We start from the raw sequence: 17,982 nt of genomic DNA, 5'->3' as shown, positions 1-17,982 counted from the left end.
TGTGCGGGAAGGCCGAGCGAGCGGATGGGCAGGCGAGCTGCAGGAGAGTGGCCCTCCTGCCGCCGGCGTGCGGGTAGTGGACATGTCGGTTTCACCCGACCGGGAAAATGGCTTTGCTGGAAGCAAGAGGAGCGGATTGTGGATCTGCATGGATAGGACGCTCTTTTTTGTGCATTATTTTTATTTAATGCATAAAATAGAGTGTGTAGAAGAGTGCCGTCAAGGGGAGCAGCCCGGCCGACGATCAGGTTGTGACGCTGCTGCCATTTGTCGAGGCGATAAACCGGGAACCTCTGCGCGGCCAAGCGGCTCCGATCCTGTATAAATTGCATAAAGAACTTTTTATGCATAAAATTAACTCGCCTGTAACCTCGATGGATAACCGTGACATGTCGAATCCCCAAGGTGGCTCCCTCATCGAGGTGGCCTTGCAGCAGATGAAGAAATCGATCATCTGCTGCGAGCTGTCGCCCGGTGAAAAACTCAAGGTCGCGCAGCTTTCCCAAAGCTATGGCCTGAGTAGTTCGCCCATTCGCGAAGCACTCAATCGCCTCGCCCAGGAAGGCATAGTCGAGGCCAACGAGAACAAGGGATTTCGCGTCGCGCGGTTGTCGGTCGACGACTTCCAGCAGATCACCCAGTTGCGTCGCCTGCTGGAATGCGAGGCGCTGGCCGAGGCGATTCGCCATGGTGATGACGCCTGGGAAGCCGACGTGCTCGGTGCTTTCCACCGTCTCAACGTGGTCGAGAAGCGCCTTGGCAGCATTGCCGTGGCCCTTGACGACGACTGGTCGGTGCGCCACAAGGCGTTCCACTTCGCGCTGTTTTCCGCCTGTCCGTCGGCCATGCTGCTGCGCCTGATCGACTCGCTGTTCGACCAGGCCGAGCGCTATCGCCGCTTCTCCGCGCTGCACCGCAAGGTCGAGCGACACAAGGGCGACGAGCACAAGCAGTTGATCGACGCGGTACTGTCGCGCGATATCGACGTGTCGGTTGGTCTGCTCGGCAACCACATCGGCGGCACCCTGAGCCACGTCACCGACGTTTTGCGCCAGCAGCACTCGACCCTGCAGTGACAGGCAAACGCCCGCTCCGCCGTTCCGGCGGGCGGGCGTTTGGTGTCCGCTATGGGTATCGCAAACGATCGATGAGCAGGCCGGCAGGCTGGCCTGCTGTCCTTCAGCCGCGCAATTCGCTCAGGCACCGGCGGATCAACTGCACCGCTTCCTCGAAATTGGCGGCCCCGCCGTATACGTAGTGATCCGGGCGAATCAGGGCGACCTGGCAGCCATGCTGCCGTAGCCAGGCAGCCAGCAGCCCGTCGTGTTCGCGGTACTGGTTTCGGGCCACGGGGTGCGCGCTCAGTTGCACCACGTGCAGCGGCAGTGGCACGCCGGCCAGTGCGTCGTCGAGCGTGGCCAGCAGCTCGTGCGTGGCGGTGAAACCGTCGGCGATCACCAGCCGCAGGCTTTGCCCGGTAAAGCGATCGAGCAGGTCCTCGCGACCGTCGTGGGCGGTCACCCTCGGTTGGGGGAATAGCTCGCCGGCTGGCGCGCGGCAATCGATGAAGCCCCGTTGCAGGCCCGGTATCAGAGACTGGCGAATGGTGCAGCCAACTGTCCCCTGCCGGGTGGTGAGCAGCACTCTGTCGCGTTCGGCAGCCCGCGCCGGGTCGCGCTCGCAGATGGTCTGGCCGAATTCCTTGGCCACTTCGGTAGTGCGCTTCACATGAGGGGCGCGCTCGACCTGGTAGCTGTCGAGCAGCCTGGGCGAGGCCGCTGCACGTTCCACCAGAGCCAGCTTCCAGATCAGGTTCATGGCATCGCGCAGCCCCTGGCACATGCCCTGGGCGAGGAAAGGGGGCGTCATGTGCGCGGCATCGCCGAGGAAGAAGATATTGCCAACCCGCCAGCGCTCCAGAATCAGCGCGTGGAAACGGTAGGTGGAGGCGCGCCAGATGTCGTAACCCTCGGCGGGCAGCCAGCGTGAAATCAGCTTCTGAATCGACTCGGGGCGAATGATGTCGGTGGGCGTTTCGTCGTCGTTGATCATGAACTCCCAGCGCCGGTGCCGCCCCGGGCCGACCACGAAAGTGCTCGGGCGACCGGTCTCGCAGTACTGCACGTTGGTTTCCGGCAGCGCGGTGCCGGCGCCTTCCTTGAGGATCACGTCGACGACCAGCCAGGGTTCGTCGAAGGCCAGGTCTTCCATGTGCAGTTGCAGGTTGGTGCGGATCGGACTGGTGCCACCGTCGCAGGCCAGCAGGTAGGTCGCGCTGGCCTCTTCGACGTTGCCCTTGGCGTCGCGGAAACGCACGCTGACCGCGCCGTCGTGATCGTCGACCTGGAGTACCTCGCGGCCCAGGCGCACCTCGACATTGTCCTGGGTATCCAGGTTGGCGCGCAGCGCACGTTCCAGCGGCGGTTGGGAGAACACGTAGTTGGGAGCCCAGCCGAGCAGGAATGGCGGTTTGGCCGCATCGATATGCTTGATCAACTGCCCTTCGGCGTTCAGGTAGTGCGAGGCGCGATAGGGCATCACGTATTCGGCGATCGAGTCGGCAAGGCCGATATTGTCGAAGGTGCGCATGGCTTCGTGATCCATCCCCATCGCGCGGGGGTTCTGATAGACGCTTTCGCTCTTGTCGAGCACCAGGGTGCGCAGGCCCCACTGGCTGGCGAGGTTGGCGGCGGTAACGCCCACCGGGCCCAGGCCGACGATGATCAGGTGGTAATCCATAATGCTCTCCATCTTGTTATTGTCATGGGGTCGAGCTGCTGCTTCAGGCCTGGGTATAGGCGGTTTTCACGCTGGTGAAGAATTCGATGGCGTGGCGTCCCTGTTCCCGCGCGCCGTGGCTGGAGGCTTTGGTTCCGCCGAATGGCACGTGGTAGTCGACGCCGGCAGTCGGTGTGTTGACCATCACCATGCCGCTCTGTACCTGACGCTTGTAATGAGTGGCATGCTTGAGCGATGTGGTGCAGATGCCTGCCGACAAGCCGAAGGGGGTGTCGTTGGCGATTTCCAGGGCGTGCTCGTAGTCGTCCACGGCGATCACGCAGGCCACCGGGCCGAAAATTTCTTCCTGGGCGATGCGCATGCTCGACTGGGCATCGATGAACAGCGCCGGGCTCATGTAGTAGCCCTCGGTATCACGCTTCAGCGCCTGCCCACCTTGAGCCAGCACCGCGCCCTCGCGCTGGCCGATGTCGACGTAATCGAGGTTCTGGCCGAACTGGGCCATATCGGCGACCGGGCCGATCTGGCTGTCCGCCTGCAAGGCATGGCCGACGCGCAGCCCGGCAAGGCGCTCGCTGAGCGCTTCGACGAAGCGCCCATGGAGGGTCTTTTCGACGATCAACCTTGAGGACGCGGTACAGCGTTGCCCGGTGGAAAAGTAAGCGCCCTGAACGGCGCATTCCACGGCCTGCCCGAGGTTGGCGTCGGCCAGTACCACCAGCGGGTTCTTGCCGCCCATTTCCAACTGCAGTTTGGCGAAGCGCTGCCCGGCGCTGCGCATCAGGCGCTGGCCGGTGGCGGTCGAGCCGGTGAAGCTGATCCCCCGTACCGAGGTGGATTCGGCCAGCGCTTCGCCGATCACGCTGCCGCGGCCCATCAGCAGGTTGAAGGTGCCAGGCGGCAAGCCGGCACGGCTGATGATCTCGGCCAGTGCCCAGGCGCTGCCCGGCACCAGGTCGGCCGGCTTGAACACCACGGCGTTGCCATACGCCAGGGCCGGGGCGATCTTCCAGGCCGGTATGGCGATGGGGAAGTTCCAGGGTGTGATGATGCCGATCACGCCGAGTGGCTGGCGCAAGACATCGACATCGATGCCGGGGCGCACCGATTCGATATGTTCACCGGACACCCGCACGGCTTCACCGGCGAAGAACCTGAAGATATGCCCGGCACGGACGACCTCGGCGATGCCTTCAGCCAGCACCTTGCCTTCCTCGCGGGCCAACAGGCGGCCGAGTTCCTCACGGCGCGCCAGTAGCTCATGGCCGATGAAGTCCAGTGCCTCGGCGCGGCGCTGCGAACCGCCGGCCGCCCATAGCGGCTGGGCGGCCTCGGCGGCTTCGATGGCATTGCGAGTGTCCCGAGCGTCGGCCTGGGCGTACAGGCCGACACGATCCGTGAGATCCGAGGGGCTGAGGTTTTCGCGTAGCGTCTGGCCTTCGCACCAGGCGCCGTTGATGAAATTCTTGTGCATGTGCTTCTACCCGAGATGGCGTGCGGCCCTGTGGGCCGCACTGGGTTGCTCACCAACTGACGCGTTGCTGCGCGATGCGCTGGCGGGTCGACTCGATCCATTGTTCACGGGGCTGGAAGCCGGGCCGACGGCGGCACATGGCTTCGGTGGTGGCGAGAATCTGCTCGCTGCTCTGCTCGAGATCCAGTGGTTCACGGCAGGGCTGGTTGGTATAGAAGGGCGCGTCCACGTACATCTCGATGGGGTTGCCTTCCGGGTCCTTGAAATACATCGACCACGCGTTGCCATGGTCGACCTGATCGAGCGGGCCGAGGCCGTTGGCCTTGGCAAAGGCATAGTAGGCCCTGAGGTCATCCAGGCTATCGAGCAGGAAGGACAACTGATTGATCGGGTTGAACGGCAGGTCGGTGGGCTTGCCGTCGAACAGCACCAGCTGGTGGTGAACTTCCGGGTTCTGGGTCATGAAGAACAGGCGGTGGCCGGTCGAGGCCGTTCCCTGGTCGCTGATGACGAAGCCCAGTTTGCTGCAGTAGAACTCGACCATGTTGTCCAGGTCGCTGCAGAAGGTGCCTGTGTGGGTGAAGTTGATGCGGGGCAGGGTGGCCATGTGCGGATTCCTTTTGTTGTGTTTGTAAGGATGACGGGCTCAGGCTTCGTCGACGACCGGATTGCTCAAGGTGCCGATCTGGCTGATCGTCACTTCGAATACGTCTCCGGGCTTGAGGAAGATTGGCGGGTTGCGCTTGAAGCCGATACCGCTGGGAGTCCCGGTGGCGAGGATGTCGCCGGGGTTCCAGTCGAGTGCCTGGGAGACGTAGGAAATCAGGTGTGGAATGTCGAATGCCAGTTCGGACAGCTGGCCCTGCTGCAACTGCTCGCCATTGAGGATGCCGCGAACCTGCAGCTCGCGATAGTCGGCGATCTCGTCGGCGGTCACCAGCCAGGGGCCCAGCGCACCGGTCGAGCGGAAGGTCTTGCCCATGCCGTACTGGTGGGTGTGGAACTGCCAGTCGCGTACGCTGGCATCGTTGAAGCAGGTGTAACCGGCAACGTGGTCCATGGCGTCTTGCGGCGCGATGTGCGAGCCGCCCTTGCCGATCACCACTGCCAGCTCGGCCTCGAAGTCGAATTCCTCGGACACCTTCGGCCGAATCAGCGGCGCGCCGTGGGCCAGCAGGGTTTCGGCGAAGCGCTGGAAGATCACCGGATGCTTGCCAACCTTGCGGCCGGCCTCTTCGGCATGGGCGACGTAGTTGATGCCGACGCAGATGACCTTGCCGGGGGCCGGGATGACCGGATCCAGGGTGAGGTCGGCGAGTGCGTGTTCACCGTTCGAACCGGCCGCCAGTTCGCGTGCCTGGGCCAGCTTCGCCGGTGCGGCGAGCAGACTGGCCAGGTCGGGGATGTCGGCGAAGTGGCTGCCCAGGTCGACGACCCGCTCGCCAACGACGGCGCCATACCCGGCTCGACCGTTGAGGTGGAAGGAAACGAGTTTCATGGTGAGACCTCTCTGTTGTTTTGTGCATAAAACATAAGTTCTTGCACAATAAATCGCAAGATGCATAATGAAAACACGCCAATAAAAATTTCTCAGGCGTCAGGAGAGCGAGCATGGGATTGGTGAACGTCCGCAAGTTCAAACTGGATATCGAAGATGTCCTGCATGAGGGGGGGCCGCTGGCCGCCCAGCCGCTGAGGGTCGCGACGGCGGCCGCAGTGATCGAGAACCCTTACGCCGGGCGTTATGAAGAGGACCTGCTGCCCTTCATGCAGGCGTTGCGGGCGCTGGGTACGCAGCTCTCGCAGCGGTTGGTGGAGGCGCTGGGAGGGGCGGACAGGGTGCAAGCCTATGGCAAGGCGGCCATCGTCGGAGAAGATGGCGAGCTGGAACACGCTGCGGTTTGGCATGAAGCTGGCGGCTGGGCCATGCGCGCGCTGCTCGGCGAACCCAGGGCCATCGTCCCGGCCGCCAAGACCATCGGTGGGCCGGGCTGCCGCCTGATGGTGCCGCTGGGGCACATTCATGCCGCTTATGTACGTAGCCATTTCGGCGTGGCCGAGATGACGCTATGGGACGGGCCACGGCGCAACGAGATCGCCTTCGGTCTGGCCATGGCCAGCGGTGGACGTATCCATGCACGCCTGGGCGGGCTCGCCGCCGCGGACGTCAAGGGTGAGGACGGTCTGCGCTGATTCAGCGCTTTTTCCGCCCGTGCCAGGGTGCGGGCGGCCGGCAAATAACAAGAACAAGAGTTGGAGAAACAGCATGACTACGAAGATGATGCGTGCCGCACGTATGTACGAGGGCGGCAAACCGATGGAGATCGAACAGGTTCCGATGCCCTCCATCCGTCCTACCGAGGTACTGGTGCGGGTCAAGGCCTGCGGCATCGTGCCCAATCTGCACAACATCCTCACCAACTGGACCACCTGGTTCCCGCACCTGCCGCTGCCCAAACTGCCGGCGATCTTCGGTCTCGACCCGGCAGGTGTCGTCGAGCAGGTCGGCGACCAGGTCTATGACTTCAAGCCCGGTGACCGCGTCTACGTCAACCCGGCACGTTACTGCGGTTCCTGCCGCGCCTGCCGGTCGGGCAACTCTACCGGCTGCACCGCCTATACCTTCAACGGCTATTTCGGGTTCACCACCCGCAGCCCGCGCATGTTCGAGGATTACCCTTACGGCGGGCTCTGCGAGTTCATGCCGGCTCCTCAATACAGCCTGGTCAGACTGCCCGACAACCTGAGCTTCGAGACGGCGGCGCGCCTGGGTTACCTGGGTACGGCCTACCGTGCGTTGCGCCAGGCCAACGTGGGACCGAGCAGCACCGTGCTGATCAACGGCATCAGTGGCACCCTGGGCCTGGGGGCGGTCGCCCTGGCTTTGGCCATAGGTGTACGGCGCATCCTCGGCACCGCACGCAACGAGGCGCTGTTCCAGCGGGTCAAGGATCTGGCGGCACCGGGCCGTATCCAGATCCACACCCTGGGCAAGGGCTCCACCGCCGACTGGGTAAGGCAGGTGACCCAGGGCGAGGGAGCCGATGTGGTGATCGACGCACTGGGTCCCGGGGCGCCCGCCGAGAGCCTGGTCGATGCCTTGAATGGCCTGCATCGCGGTGGTCACCTGGTCAATATCGGAGCGGTAGCCGGGCCGGTGCCGCTGGATCTGCACTGGATGATGGACAATGGCATCCAGGTCAGCGGTTCGGTCTGGTTCACTGCCGGGCAGGGCCAGGAAATGGTCGACATGGTCGAGTCGGGCGTGCTCGATCTGTCGTTCTTCGAGCACAGCGTGTTCGCCCTCGATGAAATCAACCAGGCCATCAGTGGCATCGAGAATCGCAACGGTGGCTTTGGCAACTACGTCATCTGTCCTTGAACCGCGAGCCGGGCGGGCCTGGCCGGCTCGCCCGGCTGCTCGGGGGAACTTGCAAAACCGCGGCGAGGCCGTTAGCACGAGGCCGCTGCTGGTCACGGCAAAAACACCCCGGGCGCCGCGGCGAAATGCAGGGCAGCGATGACAGTGCGCGGCTGCATGGATGCAGGTGGAGCGACGCGGGAAGCCAAAGCCGAGGTGTTTTTTAGCGGTGCCCATGGGGCGCACGCTGGAGGGGTCTATACATGCAGCTCAGAAGAATCGTTACCGGGCACGACGAGCAGGGTCGTTCGGTGTTCGTTGAAGATGGCCAGGCACCCCGTGCCAACAGTTTTCAGGACATTCCGGGATACTCCATTTCCCAGGTCTGGGCTACCCGGCCCGAATGCGCCATGAGCGAGGATCTCACCCGCGAGGGTGGCTCGATGATCCCCGGCCCAGGGGGAACCTCGCTGCTGGTCGTTCATCTCCCCCCTGATGCTGTCATGGCGGCGCCTCTGGATGCACAGCGGGCTGCGGCCGAGATGAGCCGCGCCATGCCCGGGTTGATCGACATCTTCGAGCCTGACGACCCGGCCATGCACCGTTCCGCAACCCTGGACTATGGCCTACTGCTCGAGGGTGAATTGTGGCTCGAACTGGATGACGGTGAGCAGCGTCTGCTGCGGCCAGGGGATGTAGTGATCCAGCAGGGCACCCGCCACGCTTGGCGCAACCGCTCGCAGACGGTCGCCAAAGCAGTATTTTTCATGGTGGGCGCGGTTCCTTCCGCTCGCTGACTCAACCCCTTCGATGGCACACCGACCCATCCGCCTGCGGATGTCGGTTCGCTGTGCCCGTGAGACTTGTTATGAGCGACGCGGTAATCGTGGCAGCAGCGCGTACCCCCATCGGCCGTTTTCAGGGAATTCTGGCCAACGAATCGGCGGTGGAGCTTGGGGCACTGGTCATCCGCGCCGTGCTCGAACGCAGCGGGCTGGCCGCCGATCAGGTCAATGAAGTGATCATGGGCCAGGTGCTGACTGCCGGTGCCGGGCAGAACCCGGCGCGGCAGAGCGCGATTCGCGGTGGGCTCCCCTACACGGTGCCGGCGATGACCCTCAACAAGGTCTGCGGTTCTGGCCTGAAAGCGGTACAGCTGGCGGCACAGGCGATCCGTTGTGGCGATGCCGAGGTGGTGATTGCCGGCGGGCAGGAAAGCATGAGCAATGCGCCCTATCTGTTGCATGGCGCACGGGCCGGTCTGCGCTCGGGCCATGCACGGTTGTTGGACAGCATGCTCCACGACGGTCTGTGGGATGCCTTCAACGACTATCACATGGGCATTACCGCCGAAAACCTGGCCGAGCAGTACGGCATCACCCGCGAGCAGCAGGACGCCTACGCGCTGGAGTCCCAGCAGCGGGCTGTCCGTGCGCAGAACGATGGGCGCTTGCGCGAGGAGATCATCCCGGTCAGCGTGAAGGGCAAGCGCGGTGCCCGGCTGCTGGTCGACAGCGACGAGCAACCGATGTCGAACGCCTCGCTGGAAAGCCTGGCCCGCCTGCGTGCGACCTTCCTGGACACCGGCAGCGTGACCGCTGGAAATGCATCACCGCTGAACGATGGCGCCGCAGCGGTGATGCTGATGAGCGAGGAAAAGGCCCGAGCCCTGGGGCTGCCGGTCATGGCGCGCGTCGTCGCGTGCGCCAGTGCCGGTGTCGACCCGACGGTGATGGGTATCGGCCCGGTGTTCGCCACCGACCTGTGCCTGCACAAGGCAGGTTGGAGCCTGGAGCAACTCGATCTGATCGAAGCCAACGAAGCCTTCGCCGTGCAGGCCCTGGCCTTGCAGCGTGAGTTGGGGTGGGATCTGCAACGCGTCAACGTCAACGGGGGCGCGATCGCCCTGGGTCATCCACTGGGCGCATCCGGCTGCCGGCTGCTGGTCACCTTGGTGCACGAGATGCAGCGGCGTGACCTGCGCCGTGGGCTCGCTACCCTGTGTATCGGTGGCGGCCAGGGCGTGGCATTGGCCATACAACGGGATCAGGTGCAACGACCATGACTACTCTTCATCTGCTTGGGCTGTGCGGCAGTCTGCGCCGCGCCTCCAGCCACGAAATCATCCTGCGTACGGCAGCCGAGGAACTGCTCCCGGCCGGTGTGCGGTTGCACCTGCAGCCGCTGCACGACATCCCGCTGTACAACGAAGACCACGATGGCGACGCCACGCCCGATGCCGTCCGGGCGCTGCGCGAGGCGGCGCGGCGGGCTGATGGCGTGCTGCTTGGCTCGCCGGAATACAACCATGGCATGTCGGGGGTGATTAAGAACACCCTGGACTGGCTGTCCCGCCCCCACGGTCGCTCGCCTCTCAAGGAAAAGCCGGTGCTCGCCTTCACCGCCTCGCCGGCGTTCACCGGTGGCGTACGTGCCCAGCAGCAACTCAACGAATCTTTCTGGGCGCTGCAGGCGCTGCTGGTGCCTTATCCGCAGATCGTCATCGGTAGCGTAGGTGCGAAGCTTGGCGAGGGCCGCTTGCAGGACGAAGCAGCCAGGCAGTTTCTCAAGCAGGGCATCGAAGCGATGGTGGCGCTGATCCGCCGTGGCTGATCAGCACCGCAGCGTCAATTCCCCGCTCGGGTAACGCACCGCCAGTTCGTGGCCGCTGCCGCTGATATCGAAGGGTTCGCACAGCGCGCCGGTGGACACGATGTCGCCGGCGCGCAGCGTCTCGCCCCGTTCAGCGGCGTGGGCGTAGAGGGCCGCCAGTGAGTTCAGCGGATCGGTGGCGGCATCGCCGTGCAGCGTGCGCGCTTCGGGCTCGCCATCCAGGTGCACCAGGGTCGTTTGCGCGAGTTCGCGCAGCACCTGCAGGTCGAGGCCTGTGCAGGCGGGCGGGCCGATGATCAGTGCTTCGAAGCCGACGTTGTCCGCCGTGAAGCTCGGCCAGCCGACACGCTTGCGGTCGATGAAGCGTGAGCGCACCACCTCGAAGGTCAGGCAGGTGTGGCGGATGTCATCGGGCTGTACGCCACGGCCCGGCAGCGGTTCGATATCCCGGGCGAGCACCAAGGCGATCTCGCATTCGATGGTCAGTGGCCCGTTCATGGGGAGATGCAGCCGTGCACCGCTGGGGTGGCAGCGAGCCGCTTCCAGCTGGCCTATCAGCGGCCGCGACAGTTGCGCAGCGCGCATGGCCGCTGGGCTGCCGACGCCCAGCTTCCAGCCGGCTCGGCTACCGCCGGCTGCCTTGAACAGGCAGTCCTGCACGGCGTAACCCTGTTGCAGGGTATGCGGGCGCAGCGCGACGGGCAGGCTGTCGAGCAGCGTTGCGGCGCGCCAGGTTGTCAGCAGCAGCGCGGCGGTAGCCGCAGGGTCGAACGCATCGTCTTGCAGGGTGGTTCCTGGTGGATGATCGGATCAGTGGGGATGGACTGGTGCTGGCAGGCTGGCTGGCGGCGCGGCGCGAAACTCCACGCCCAGCAGCCGCTCGTAGACCTTGATCATGGCGCCCTTGTCGTCGCTGCCATGGCCTTGCAGCAAGGCCGTCTGGTAGATCGCCGTGGCGGCCGAGAGCAGCGGCAGGGGAATGCCCAGATCGGCGCTCAGGCGTGCTGCACTGGTAAGGTCCTTGTAGGCGTGATCGAGCGGGTAGGCGCTGTCGAAGCGGCCAGCGAGTATGTGCGGCAGAAAATAGCTGGACGCATGGCTGCGCCCGGTGCCGTTGTTGATCACGGCGCTGACCTTCTCCGCATCCAGGCCGAGCTTGACCGCCATCGGCAGAATTTCCGCCAGCGCTGCGCAATTGATGTCGTAGAGCAGCTGGTTGATCAGCTTGGTCAGTTGGCCGCTACCCGCTGCGCCCATGTGCAGTATGGTCGTGGCCATGCTCTGCAGGTACGGCTGCACATCCGCGAACACTGCTGCATTGCCGCCACACATGATCGTCAGGGTGCCGTCGGCGGCCCGTGACGGCATGCCGGACACCGGTGCATCCATGAAGTGGATGCCACGCGTCGCCAGTTCGCTTTCGATCTCCAGGGTCTGCTGATAGTCGACGGTGCTGGTGTCGATGACGATGCTTCCCGGGCGCATCCACTGCGCGAGGCCGTCTGCGGCGAACAGCAGTTCTCTGATCACCGCGGCATTGGGTAGCGACAAAAACACCTTGTCGCAGCCTGCCAGGCGCCGCCGATCCTCGGTGGCTTCGGCACCCAGGCCGGTGAACTCGGGGTAGGCGCGGCCACTGGCGGAGTTGACCAGCAGGCCGGGGTGATCGTGGAGCAGGTTGATGGCCATCGGCCGACCCATCTGTCCGAGACCGATAAAGGCGATAGGCATGGCGGGGACTCCTGACCGATGGGGTGGCGGCATGCTAGGCGCGTCGGGTCATCATGAGAAATATATTGTTATGATGCTTTGCATCACAAATTGTTATGGGTCGTGCCGTGAACCTGAGAGCATTGAAGTGCTGTGTGGAAATCGCCCGGCTGGGCAGCTTCACCCGAGCGGCCGAGGCGATGCACATCGCCCAGCCAGCGCTGAGCATGGCCGTGACCCGCCTCGAAGAGGAGCTGGGCGTGGTGCTGTTCAACCGCGCGGCCCGGCAGATCAGCGTTACCGCCGAAGGCCAGGTGTTTCTGGAGCGTGTCGCCAAGGCGCTGCTGGAACTGGATATGGCGCATCAGGAGCTGGGTGACATGGCCGATCTGCAGCGCGGCGAGATACGCCTCGGCGTGCCACCGATGTTCGGCATCCATTACATGCCGGAGCTGCTCAGCGCCTTTCGTCAGGCGTATCCGGGCATCGTCATGAGCGTATTCGAAGGCAGTGCCGACGAGATCGGCCGGCTGCTCGAGGCGCGGCAGATCGACCTCGCCCTGCTCGAATCACGGCGGGTGGGCAGCGCCTGGGAATCGGTGCTGCTCGGCACTGACGAAATGGTGCTGTGCATGAACCAGCAGCATCCCCTGGCCGGTGAGGCCCGACTGGAGGCGGCGCGTCTGCAGGACGCGGATATGGTGGTGTTCGACCAGAGCTTTCTGCAGCGCCACCTGCTCGATGCCTTTTGCGCTGAGGGCGGGGTGACCTACCGCATCGCCCTGCAAAGCAACTTCGTGTCGCTGGTCACCAGGGCGACCTTCGATGGATTGGGCATCTCTACCCTGTTGCGCTCGGTGCAGCAGGGCGAACCCGGTATCGTCGGTGTGCCCTTCGAGCCAGCGCTGAACCTGAGCTTCAGGTTGTGCTGGCGGGCCAACGAATACCTGTCGCTGGCCAACCGACGCTTCGTCGAATGCGCCCAGCATGCAGGCTTTTCCGGGCGTGCGGCAGGCTGAGCGGATTGCCGACAGGTCGCGCCGTTGCAGCTGCCGGGGAAACCCAACCCTATCCACCCGATGATCACCGCTGACGAAGCGGACTGAGGGTATCGGCCGGCTGCGTTTTCCTAGCAATGTTCGGCATGCGCTCGCCAGCCGGTGAAGGCCGCTGGCATCGTTCCTGGCCCAGATGACCAGCCACGGCGGGTCCTGAAGGCAGGCGGTCACGCCGGTCGCGGGCAGATTTCGGCGAAATACAGCTCGAGCAACTTACGCGCCGGCTTCTTGATGTCCTCGTCCAGGTCGAACGAGGAAAACCAGCGGCAGTCGGCAATCTCGTTCTGCGGCCTGGCATTCAACGAATCCGGCACGGTCACGCGGAAAACGTGGTGGGGGCGGCTGTCGAATTCATGCAGGGCAAGGAACTCGATGGCTCCGCTGTCCAGTCCGGTTTCTTCGAAAAGCTCGCGCAGCGCCGCTTGCGCCGGACCTTCGTTCGCCTCGATCTTGCCACCGGGCAGTGTCCACTTCGCCTCGGCCTTGCGCACCAGCAGGACTTTGCCCTGCTGGTGGCAGATAACGGTGGCGCGGTGCTTGGCGGATTTGATCATGCGGGTTCCAGACGTCGTTGCAGTTGCACATACAGGGTGCCGAAACGACGAAAAGTTCGGACTTTATTACCCCGCGCAGCCGTCGATTCGCCACGGCGATAACCCCGTGGCAGACGCATGCCAGCACAGTTTCGGACATTCGTGCCGAGTGCATCGCGCCGCTCGTCCGGTCGCTGCTGATTGAGGCGCTGCAGCCGACCAAACGACGGCTCGGCAAGGGGCCGCGCCTGCAAGTGGCGCGCCCCTGGCAAGGCGATGCAGCCAGGGCAAATGGTGCTTTTGCGCCTGTCGCCTGGCTGCTGGAGAGGACGTGGGAGAGGCGGCCGCTACCGAGGCCTGTGTGGTGTGTGCAGCATCGTCAACAGGATCCCCCCGACACACGGCCTGGGTGGCGTCTGGTGTCGGTTGGATACAGCCTTTTTCAACGCTCCATGGCTTGATTCAAACAGTGAAGCTGAAAAATGGGGGACGGCGTTTCGCAAGGTTGGTTGTCGGGAACAGGCTTGACTTCTAGAGTTTCGAGAATCTCCAGGGCACTCTTGTTTTCATAACAGGGCGTCCCGGTGATGACGAGCGAGTCCTTGGCCAACGGGTGGCTGAGCTCGATGGTCATCAGATAGGGAACTTCAGTCGGTGGTTGTTCAACGATCGGATTGATGAAGTTGTACAGGGCGTTGATTGCGTCCAAACATAGTGTCTTGATCATGTTGTTTATTCTTCGGTTACGGCCACGGTAAGGAGTTGATTGAGGTCCAGTGACCTGAATTCAGAAAGAGATCGGTAACGTGATAGCGAGGTAGACGGTAAACCGTGTTGATAACCTCGTTGATGCACTTGTCGCCGTTCTGGAACGAACGGAAGTTAGGCAGGCTGCCTAACCATGGGGGTATTGCCTCTTACCCAGGACAGCCGCCTGGCCTGGCTTGCGCGGTTCGTTCCAGCCCTGCTTCCAATGCTTTTGCACGATCGTTGACGAAGAGTCGAGGATTGCTTTCGGGCATTTTACATCTCCTGATGAAGGGGGCATGCGAGGCTTGGCCTCGGCAATACTAAGCAACTTTTATCGAATTGGTTCTAGCAAAATTTTTTATAAAAGACGGACGGTATAGGTGTAACGGAATATTATCGCCAGCCCTGTTCAATGGCGTCGATTGCATGCACTCGACGCGTGCCCGGAAGCACGCTTAGAGCAGGGGTGGCGCAGTCGATCCGTCGTCAGGGGTTATTGAATAGACAAAAAAGCAGCGCCAACTTATCTGCATTTCGTGCAGTTAGTTACCGGCAATGATAAGTGTTGATGTATATGTAGGCATTGTTGGCGGCAATAAGTTGGCGTTTGCGCGAGTTGAGCGGTGTTATAACAGCCAAGGCAATGAATGCGCGTCATGCAAGTTGGCGACCGAACAATTAACCGCCTACCCTCGGCGCCTATCTCGCCTCCACCAGTTGGGCCAGACGGGTGGCCAGGTCACGTCGTCGGAAGGGTTTGGCCAGTACCTCGAAATGGCTGATCTGTTGCGGCGTCAGGTCGGCGTATCCCGTGATGATCAACACCGGGAGGCCGGGGAGTCGCTGCCGCAGCTCCTGAGCCAGCTGTGCGCCGGTCTTGTTCGCCATGATGTGATCGGTCACCAGTATGTCGGGCTCGAGTCCGGCGTCGATCAGCTCCAGGGCTGCTGCCGCGCAGTGGGTGTCGCTCACCTCGTAGCCGAGCTCCTGCAAGTGCAGGCGGGTGGTGTCGCGCACCAGGTCTTCATCGTCGACCAGCAGGACGTGGGTGGGCCGTATGGCGAGCGGCACGTCCTGTTCGCGCGGGCTGCCGTCGCGCCTGGCCGGGGCGTCGGTGATCGGCAGCCACAGGCTCACCCGCGTGCCTTGCCCTTCTTGCGAGGCGATCTCGAAGCCGCCGCCCGATTGCACCAGCAGCCCCTGAACCATGGGCAGGCCGAGGCCGGTGCCCTTGCCGACGTCCTTGGTGGAATAGAAGGGTTCCATGCAGCGGCGTAGCGTTTCCTCGTCCATTCCGCTGCCGTTGTCCGTGACCATCAGGCATGCGTACTGACCGCCGCCCAGGCCTTGCACGGTGCCGTCCTCGAGTTCATCCAGTTTGGCGACGATTTCCAGGCGGCCGCCATCGACCATGGCGTCGCGGGCATTGACTGCCAGGTTGAGGAGGGCGAGTTCCAGTTGATGGGCGTCCATGAAAACGGTCGGCAGGTCATCCGCGATGGCGGTGGTCACCTCGACCATGGGGCCGACCGAACCCTGAATCAGATCGCGCATGTCGCCGATCAGCGTGGCAAGCGACACCGCCTGGGGCTTGAGCGTCTGCCGCCGGGCGAAGGTAAGCAGCCGTTCGACCAGGCTGCGTGCCCGGTCCGCCGCCTGCAGGGCGCCGTCCAGCAGCTTGCTGCAGCGGTCGTCTGGTAGCCGCCGGCGGGTGAGTTCTATCGACGCCATGATGGGCGTCAGCAGGTTGTTGAAATCATGGGCGAAGCCGCCTGTGAGCTGACCGACGAGATCCATCTTGTGCGTCTCGTGAAGCTGCGCCACCGCCGTCTCGCGTTGCGTGAGCATGTCGGCCACGCGGTCTTCCAGGCCCTCGTTCAGCGCGCGAAGTTCGGCCTCGACCCGCACCCGTTCGCTGATGTCCACGCAGACGCAGATCGTCCCGGTGATGGTGCGCTGCTCATCGAGAAGGGGCGTCACGTGATTCTGGGTCCAGACCAGAGTGCCGTCCGGTCGACGGTGAGCACTGGTGCTCTCGAATTGCTGCCCGTGGCGCAGGCTGCGCTCGCGGGCGCGGGCTTCATCTGACGGGCCGAGGTCATGCAAGCCGCGACCGAGCAGGTCGGCACGGCTACGCCCGACGATCTCGCAGTAGCGGTCATTGACCCGCGTCAGCGTCCAGTCGTCATCGCACACGGCGATACCGGCGCTGGCCTGGTCGAACATCGCTGACAACTGCGCGGAGCTGGTTCGCAAGGCGGCTTCGGCCTGGGCCCGCGCGACCCAGGCCCAGGCCAGCTTGGCGGTTTCTTCGGCCAGTTGCACTTCGTGCTCCGAGTACGCGTGCGCGTATTCGTGCTCGATCACCAGTACCGACTCGAGCCTTTGCTGGAGAACCACTGGCACATGCAGCCCCGTGCGTTGGCCCTGGGCGCCCTGGCGCACCAGCGGCTGGCCGCCGAGCAGAAGGTCGCTTTCCGATGAGTTGTAGCGCAGGCCGTGGATACCGTCGCGTGGCTGCGCAGGCGCGTCCTGGTGCAGGGCGAAGGTCGCGTCGCCAGCGTGCGGCCGGGCGAAGTACACCTGCGACGCGTGCAGCTCTTCACGCAGTTTCGGCAGAACCAGGGCATGCACCTCGTCCGGTTCGCGCAGCGCTGGCAGCAGCCGATCCAGCTCGAGCAGGAATGTCTGGCGACGCTCGAACTGGACCCGCTGGGTGGTTTCGCTGACCACGCAGAGCACGCCACTCACCGACCCATCAGCGTCGCGCACCGCCGAGTAGGAGACATCGAAATAGACGGCCTCGCTACGCCCGTGGCGTTCGATGCGGAAGGGCCGGTCCTTCGCCGAGAAGGTCTCGCCGGTTTCGCGCACGCCACGCAGCAGCGGTTCGAGATCGTCCCACAGCTCCGTCCAGCTTTCCACGGCCGGGCGGCCGAGGGCGCGCGGGTGCTTGTTGCCGATGGTCGGCGCATAGGCATCGTTGTACAGGGCGATGTAGTGCGGGCCCCAGAACAGCACGATCTGCGCCTTCACCGGCAGCACGGTGGCCATCAGGGTCTTGAGGCTGGGTGGCCAGTCGGCGGGCGTACCCAGTGGCGAGTCCGCCCCCATGCCGCTCAGCAATTCGCCGACTCGGCCGCCGCTGGCCAGGAAGTCGAGGGGCTGGGCGGTACTGTTTCCGGGAGCGATGCGGGTCAACTGGTCCATATCATCAAGGCGAGTGCTGCACGTGAGGGACGCGTGGCGTGTGGTTCTGTAAGAGCGGTGAGCGGGTATTTCCGTTCCACCGATTTATGAGCCGGGCGACGGCCTGCAGGCGTACTGCCGGCATGGCCGCCGTGCCGGACCGCGGTATCGGCTCGCCCGGGCCCAGGCGGGGCGTTCAGCGCTAGCTGTGTAAACCCAGTACGTTGTTCAGTGGAAGTGGCGCGCGACTGATGGGTGGTAGGTAGCCTAGGCTGGCGTGAGGTCGGTGCCAGTTGTAATGATGAAGCCAAGGTAGCAGGTGGGCGGCCCGTTGCTCTGAAGTGTCATAGCTGCAGGCATACGCCCACTCGCGCAAGCTGGTCTGGATGAATCGCTCGGCCTTGCCGTTGGTGCGCGGTGTGTAGGGTTTGGTCCACAGATGACGCAAGCCAAGCCTGCGCACCAAACGCCGGAAGCGCTTGGATCGGTAGCAGACGCCATTGTCGGTCATGATGCGAGTAATCCGTATGCCCAGGCCGCGGTAGTAGCGCAGCG

At 63.8% G+C, this 17,982-nt stretch carries 17 protein-coding genes; 7 read left to right on the top strand and 10 right to left on the bottom strand.

The window, feature by feature from the left end:
• Window positions 1-389 precede the first annotated feature (389 nt).
• Window positions 390-1,076, top strand: coding sequence for a GntR family transcriptional regulator (locus BLR94_RS00085; RefSeq protein WP_208601319.1), 687 nt, complete (start codon window positions 390-392; stop codon window positions 1,074-1,076).
• 103 nt (window positions 1,077-1,179) lie between these two features.
• On the opposite strand, the gene BLR94_RS00080 is transcribed toward BLR94_RS00085, so the two are convergent.
• Genes BLR94_RS00080 through BLR94_RS00065 form a run of 4 tightly spaced genes read right to left on the bottom strand, consistent with a single transcriptional unit; the run spans window position 1,180 to window position 5,711 of the window.
• Window positions 1,180-2,739 (bottom strand): bifunctional 3-(3-hydroxy-phenyl)propionate/3-hydroxycinnamic acid hydroxylase, encoded by a 1,560-nt coding sequence (locus BLR94_RS00080; RefSeq protein ID WP_084306405.1) that lies wholly within the window; start codon window positions 2,737-2,739, stop codon window positions 1,180-1,182.
• Between the two features lie 43 nt (window positions 2,740-2,782).
• Complete coding sequence (locus BLR94_RS00075) at window positions 2,783-4,213, bottom strand: aldehyde dehydrogenase family protein (protein ID WP_084306404.1); 1,431 nt, start codon at window positions 4,211-4,213, stop codon at window positions 2,783-2,785.
• A gap of 49 nt (window positions 4,214-4,262) precedes the next feature.
• Window positions 4,263-4,820 (bottom strand): VOC family protein, encoded by a 558-nt coding sequence (locus tag BLR94_RS00070; RefSeq protein ID WP_084306403.1) that lies wholly within the window; start codon window positions 4,818-4,820, stop codon window positions 4,263-4,265.
• 39 nt (window positions 4,821-4,859) lie between these two features.
• On the bottom strand, window positions 4,860-5,711 hold the full coding sequence (locus BLR94_RS00065; protein ID WP_084306402.1) for a fumarylacetoacetate hydrolase family protein: 852 nt from the start codon (window positions 5,709-5,711) through the stop codon (window positions 4,860-4,862).
• 113 nt (window positions 5,712-5,824) lie between these two features.
• Here BLR94_RS00065 and BLR94_RS00060 point away from each other — a divergent pair, with 113 nt between their 5' ends.
• The 5 genes from BLR94_RS00060 to BLR94_RS00040 all read left to right on the top strand — a co-directional run bounded on the left by BLR94_RS00060 (window position 5,825) and on the right by BLR94_RS00040 (window position 10,187).
• On the top strand, window positions 5,825-6,406 hold the full coding sequence (locus BLR94_RS00060) for an amino acid synthesis family protein (protein ID WP_084306401.1): 582 nt from the start codon (window positions 5,825-5,827) through the stop codon (window positions 6,404-6,406).
• A 73-nt stretch (window positions 6,407-6,479) separates the two neighbouring features.
• Window positions 6,480-7,595: an alcohol dehydrogenase catalytic domain-containing protein gene (locus BLR94_RS00055; RefSeq protein ID WP_084306400.1), complete on the top strand. Its 1,116-nt coding sequence runs from the start codon at window positions 6,480-6,482 to the stop codon at window positions 7,593-7,595.
• Between the two features lie 242 nt (window positions 7,596-7,837).
• Window positions 7,838-8,371, top strand: a complete 534-nt coding sequence (locus BLR94_RS00050) for a cupin domain-containing protein (protein ID WP_084306399.1) — start codon at window positions 7,838-7,840, stop codon at window positions 8,369-8,371.
• 71 nt (window positions 8,372-8,442) lie between these two features.
• Window positions 8,443-9,639 carry an acetyl-CoA C-acetyltransferase gene (locus tag BLR94_RS00045; protein ID WP_084306398.1) on the top strand — a complete coding sequence of 399 codons (1,197 nt, stop codon included), beginning with the start codon at window positions 8,443-8,445 and terminating at the stop codon, window positions 9,637-9,639.
• On the top strand, window positions 9,636-10,187 hold the full coding sequence (locus BLR94_RS00040; protein ID WP_084306397.1) for an NADPH-dependent FMN reductase: 552 nt from the start codon (window positions 9,636-9,638) through the stop codon (window positions 10,185-10,187). Before BLR94_RS00045 ends, BLR94_RS00040 begins: the two co-directional genes overlap by 4 nt.
• Here BLR94_RS00040 and BLR94_RS00035 read toward each other — a convergent pair whose 3' ends face one another.
• Together BLR94_RS00035 and BLR94_RS00030 are read right to left on the bottom strand one after the other, a co-directional pair.
• Complete coding sequence (locus BLR94_RS00035) at window positions 10,188-10,973, bottom strand: fumarylacetoacetate hydrolase family protein (RefSeq protein WP_084306396.1); 786 nt, start codon at window positions 10,971-10,973, stop codon at window positions 10,188-10,190.
• 24 nt (window positions 10,974-10,997) lie between these two features.
• Window positions 10,998-11,918, bottom strand: a complete 921-nt coding sequence (locus tag BLR94_RS00030) for an NAD(P)-dependent oxidoreductase (protein ID WP_084306395.1) — start codon at window positions 11,916-11,918, stop codon at window positions 10,998-11,000.
• Window positions 11,919-12,025: 107 nt separating this feature from the next.
• Between BLR94_RS00030 and BLR94_RS00025 the strand changes: the two genes are divergently transcribed.
• The gene (locus BLR94_RS00025) at window positions 12,026-12,916 is read left to right on the top strand and encodes a LysR family transcriptional regulator (protein WP_084306550.1); all 891 of its coding nucleotides are present in this window, start codon (window positions 12,026-12,028) and stop codon (window positions 12,914-12,916) included.
• A 206-nt stretch (window positions 12,917-13,122) separates the two neighbouring features.
• Here the strand turns inward: BLR94_RS00025 and BLR94_RS00020 are convergent, their stop codons facing one another.
• From BLR94_RS00020 to BLR94_RS00005, 4 genes are all read right to left on the bottom strand, one after another.
• The gene (locus tag BLR94_RS00020) at window positions 13,123-13,509 is read right to left on the bottom strand and encodes an NUDIX hydrolase (RefSeq protein ID WP_084306394.1); all 387 of its coding nucleotides are present in this window, start codon (window positions 13,507-13,509) and stop codon (window positions 13,123-13,125) included.
• A gap of 421 nt (window positions 13,510-13,930) precedes the next feature.
• Window positions 13,931-14,215 carry a hypothetical protein gene (locus BLR94_RS00015; RefSeq protein ID WP_084306393.1) on the bottom strand — a complete coding sequence of 95 codons (285 nt, stop codon included), beginning with the start codon at window positions 14,213-14,215 and terminating at the stop codon, window positions 13,931-13,933.
• Window positions 14,216-14,937: 722 nt separating this feature from the next.
• A complete protein-coding gene (locus BLR94_RS00010) occupies window positions 14,938-17,448 on the bottom strand; it encodes a PAS domain-containing protein (RefSeq protein ID WP_084306392.1) in 2,511 nt (836 codons plus the stop codon).
• Window positions 17,449-17,629: 181 nt separating this feature from the next.
• Window positions 17,630-17,982: integrase core domain-containing protein (locus tag BLR94_RS00005; protein ID WP_139207387.1), on the bottom strand; the 353-nt coding region annotated here is incomplete at its 5' end.

Source organism: Phytopseudomonas flavescens (assembly GCF_900100535.1).
In the GTDB taxonomy this organism is placed as follows: Bacteria; Pseudomonadota; Gammaproteobacteria; order Pseudomonadales; family Pseudomonadaceae; genus Aquipseudomonas; species Aquipseudomonas flavescens.
This window is presented reverse-complemented; position numbering and strand designations above follow the sequence as displayed.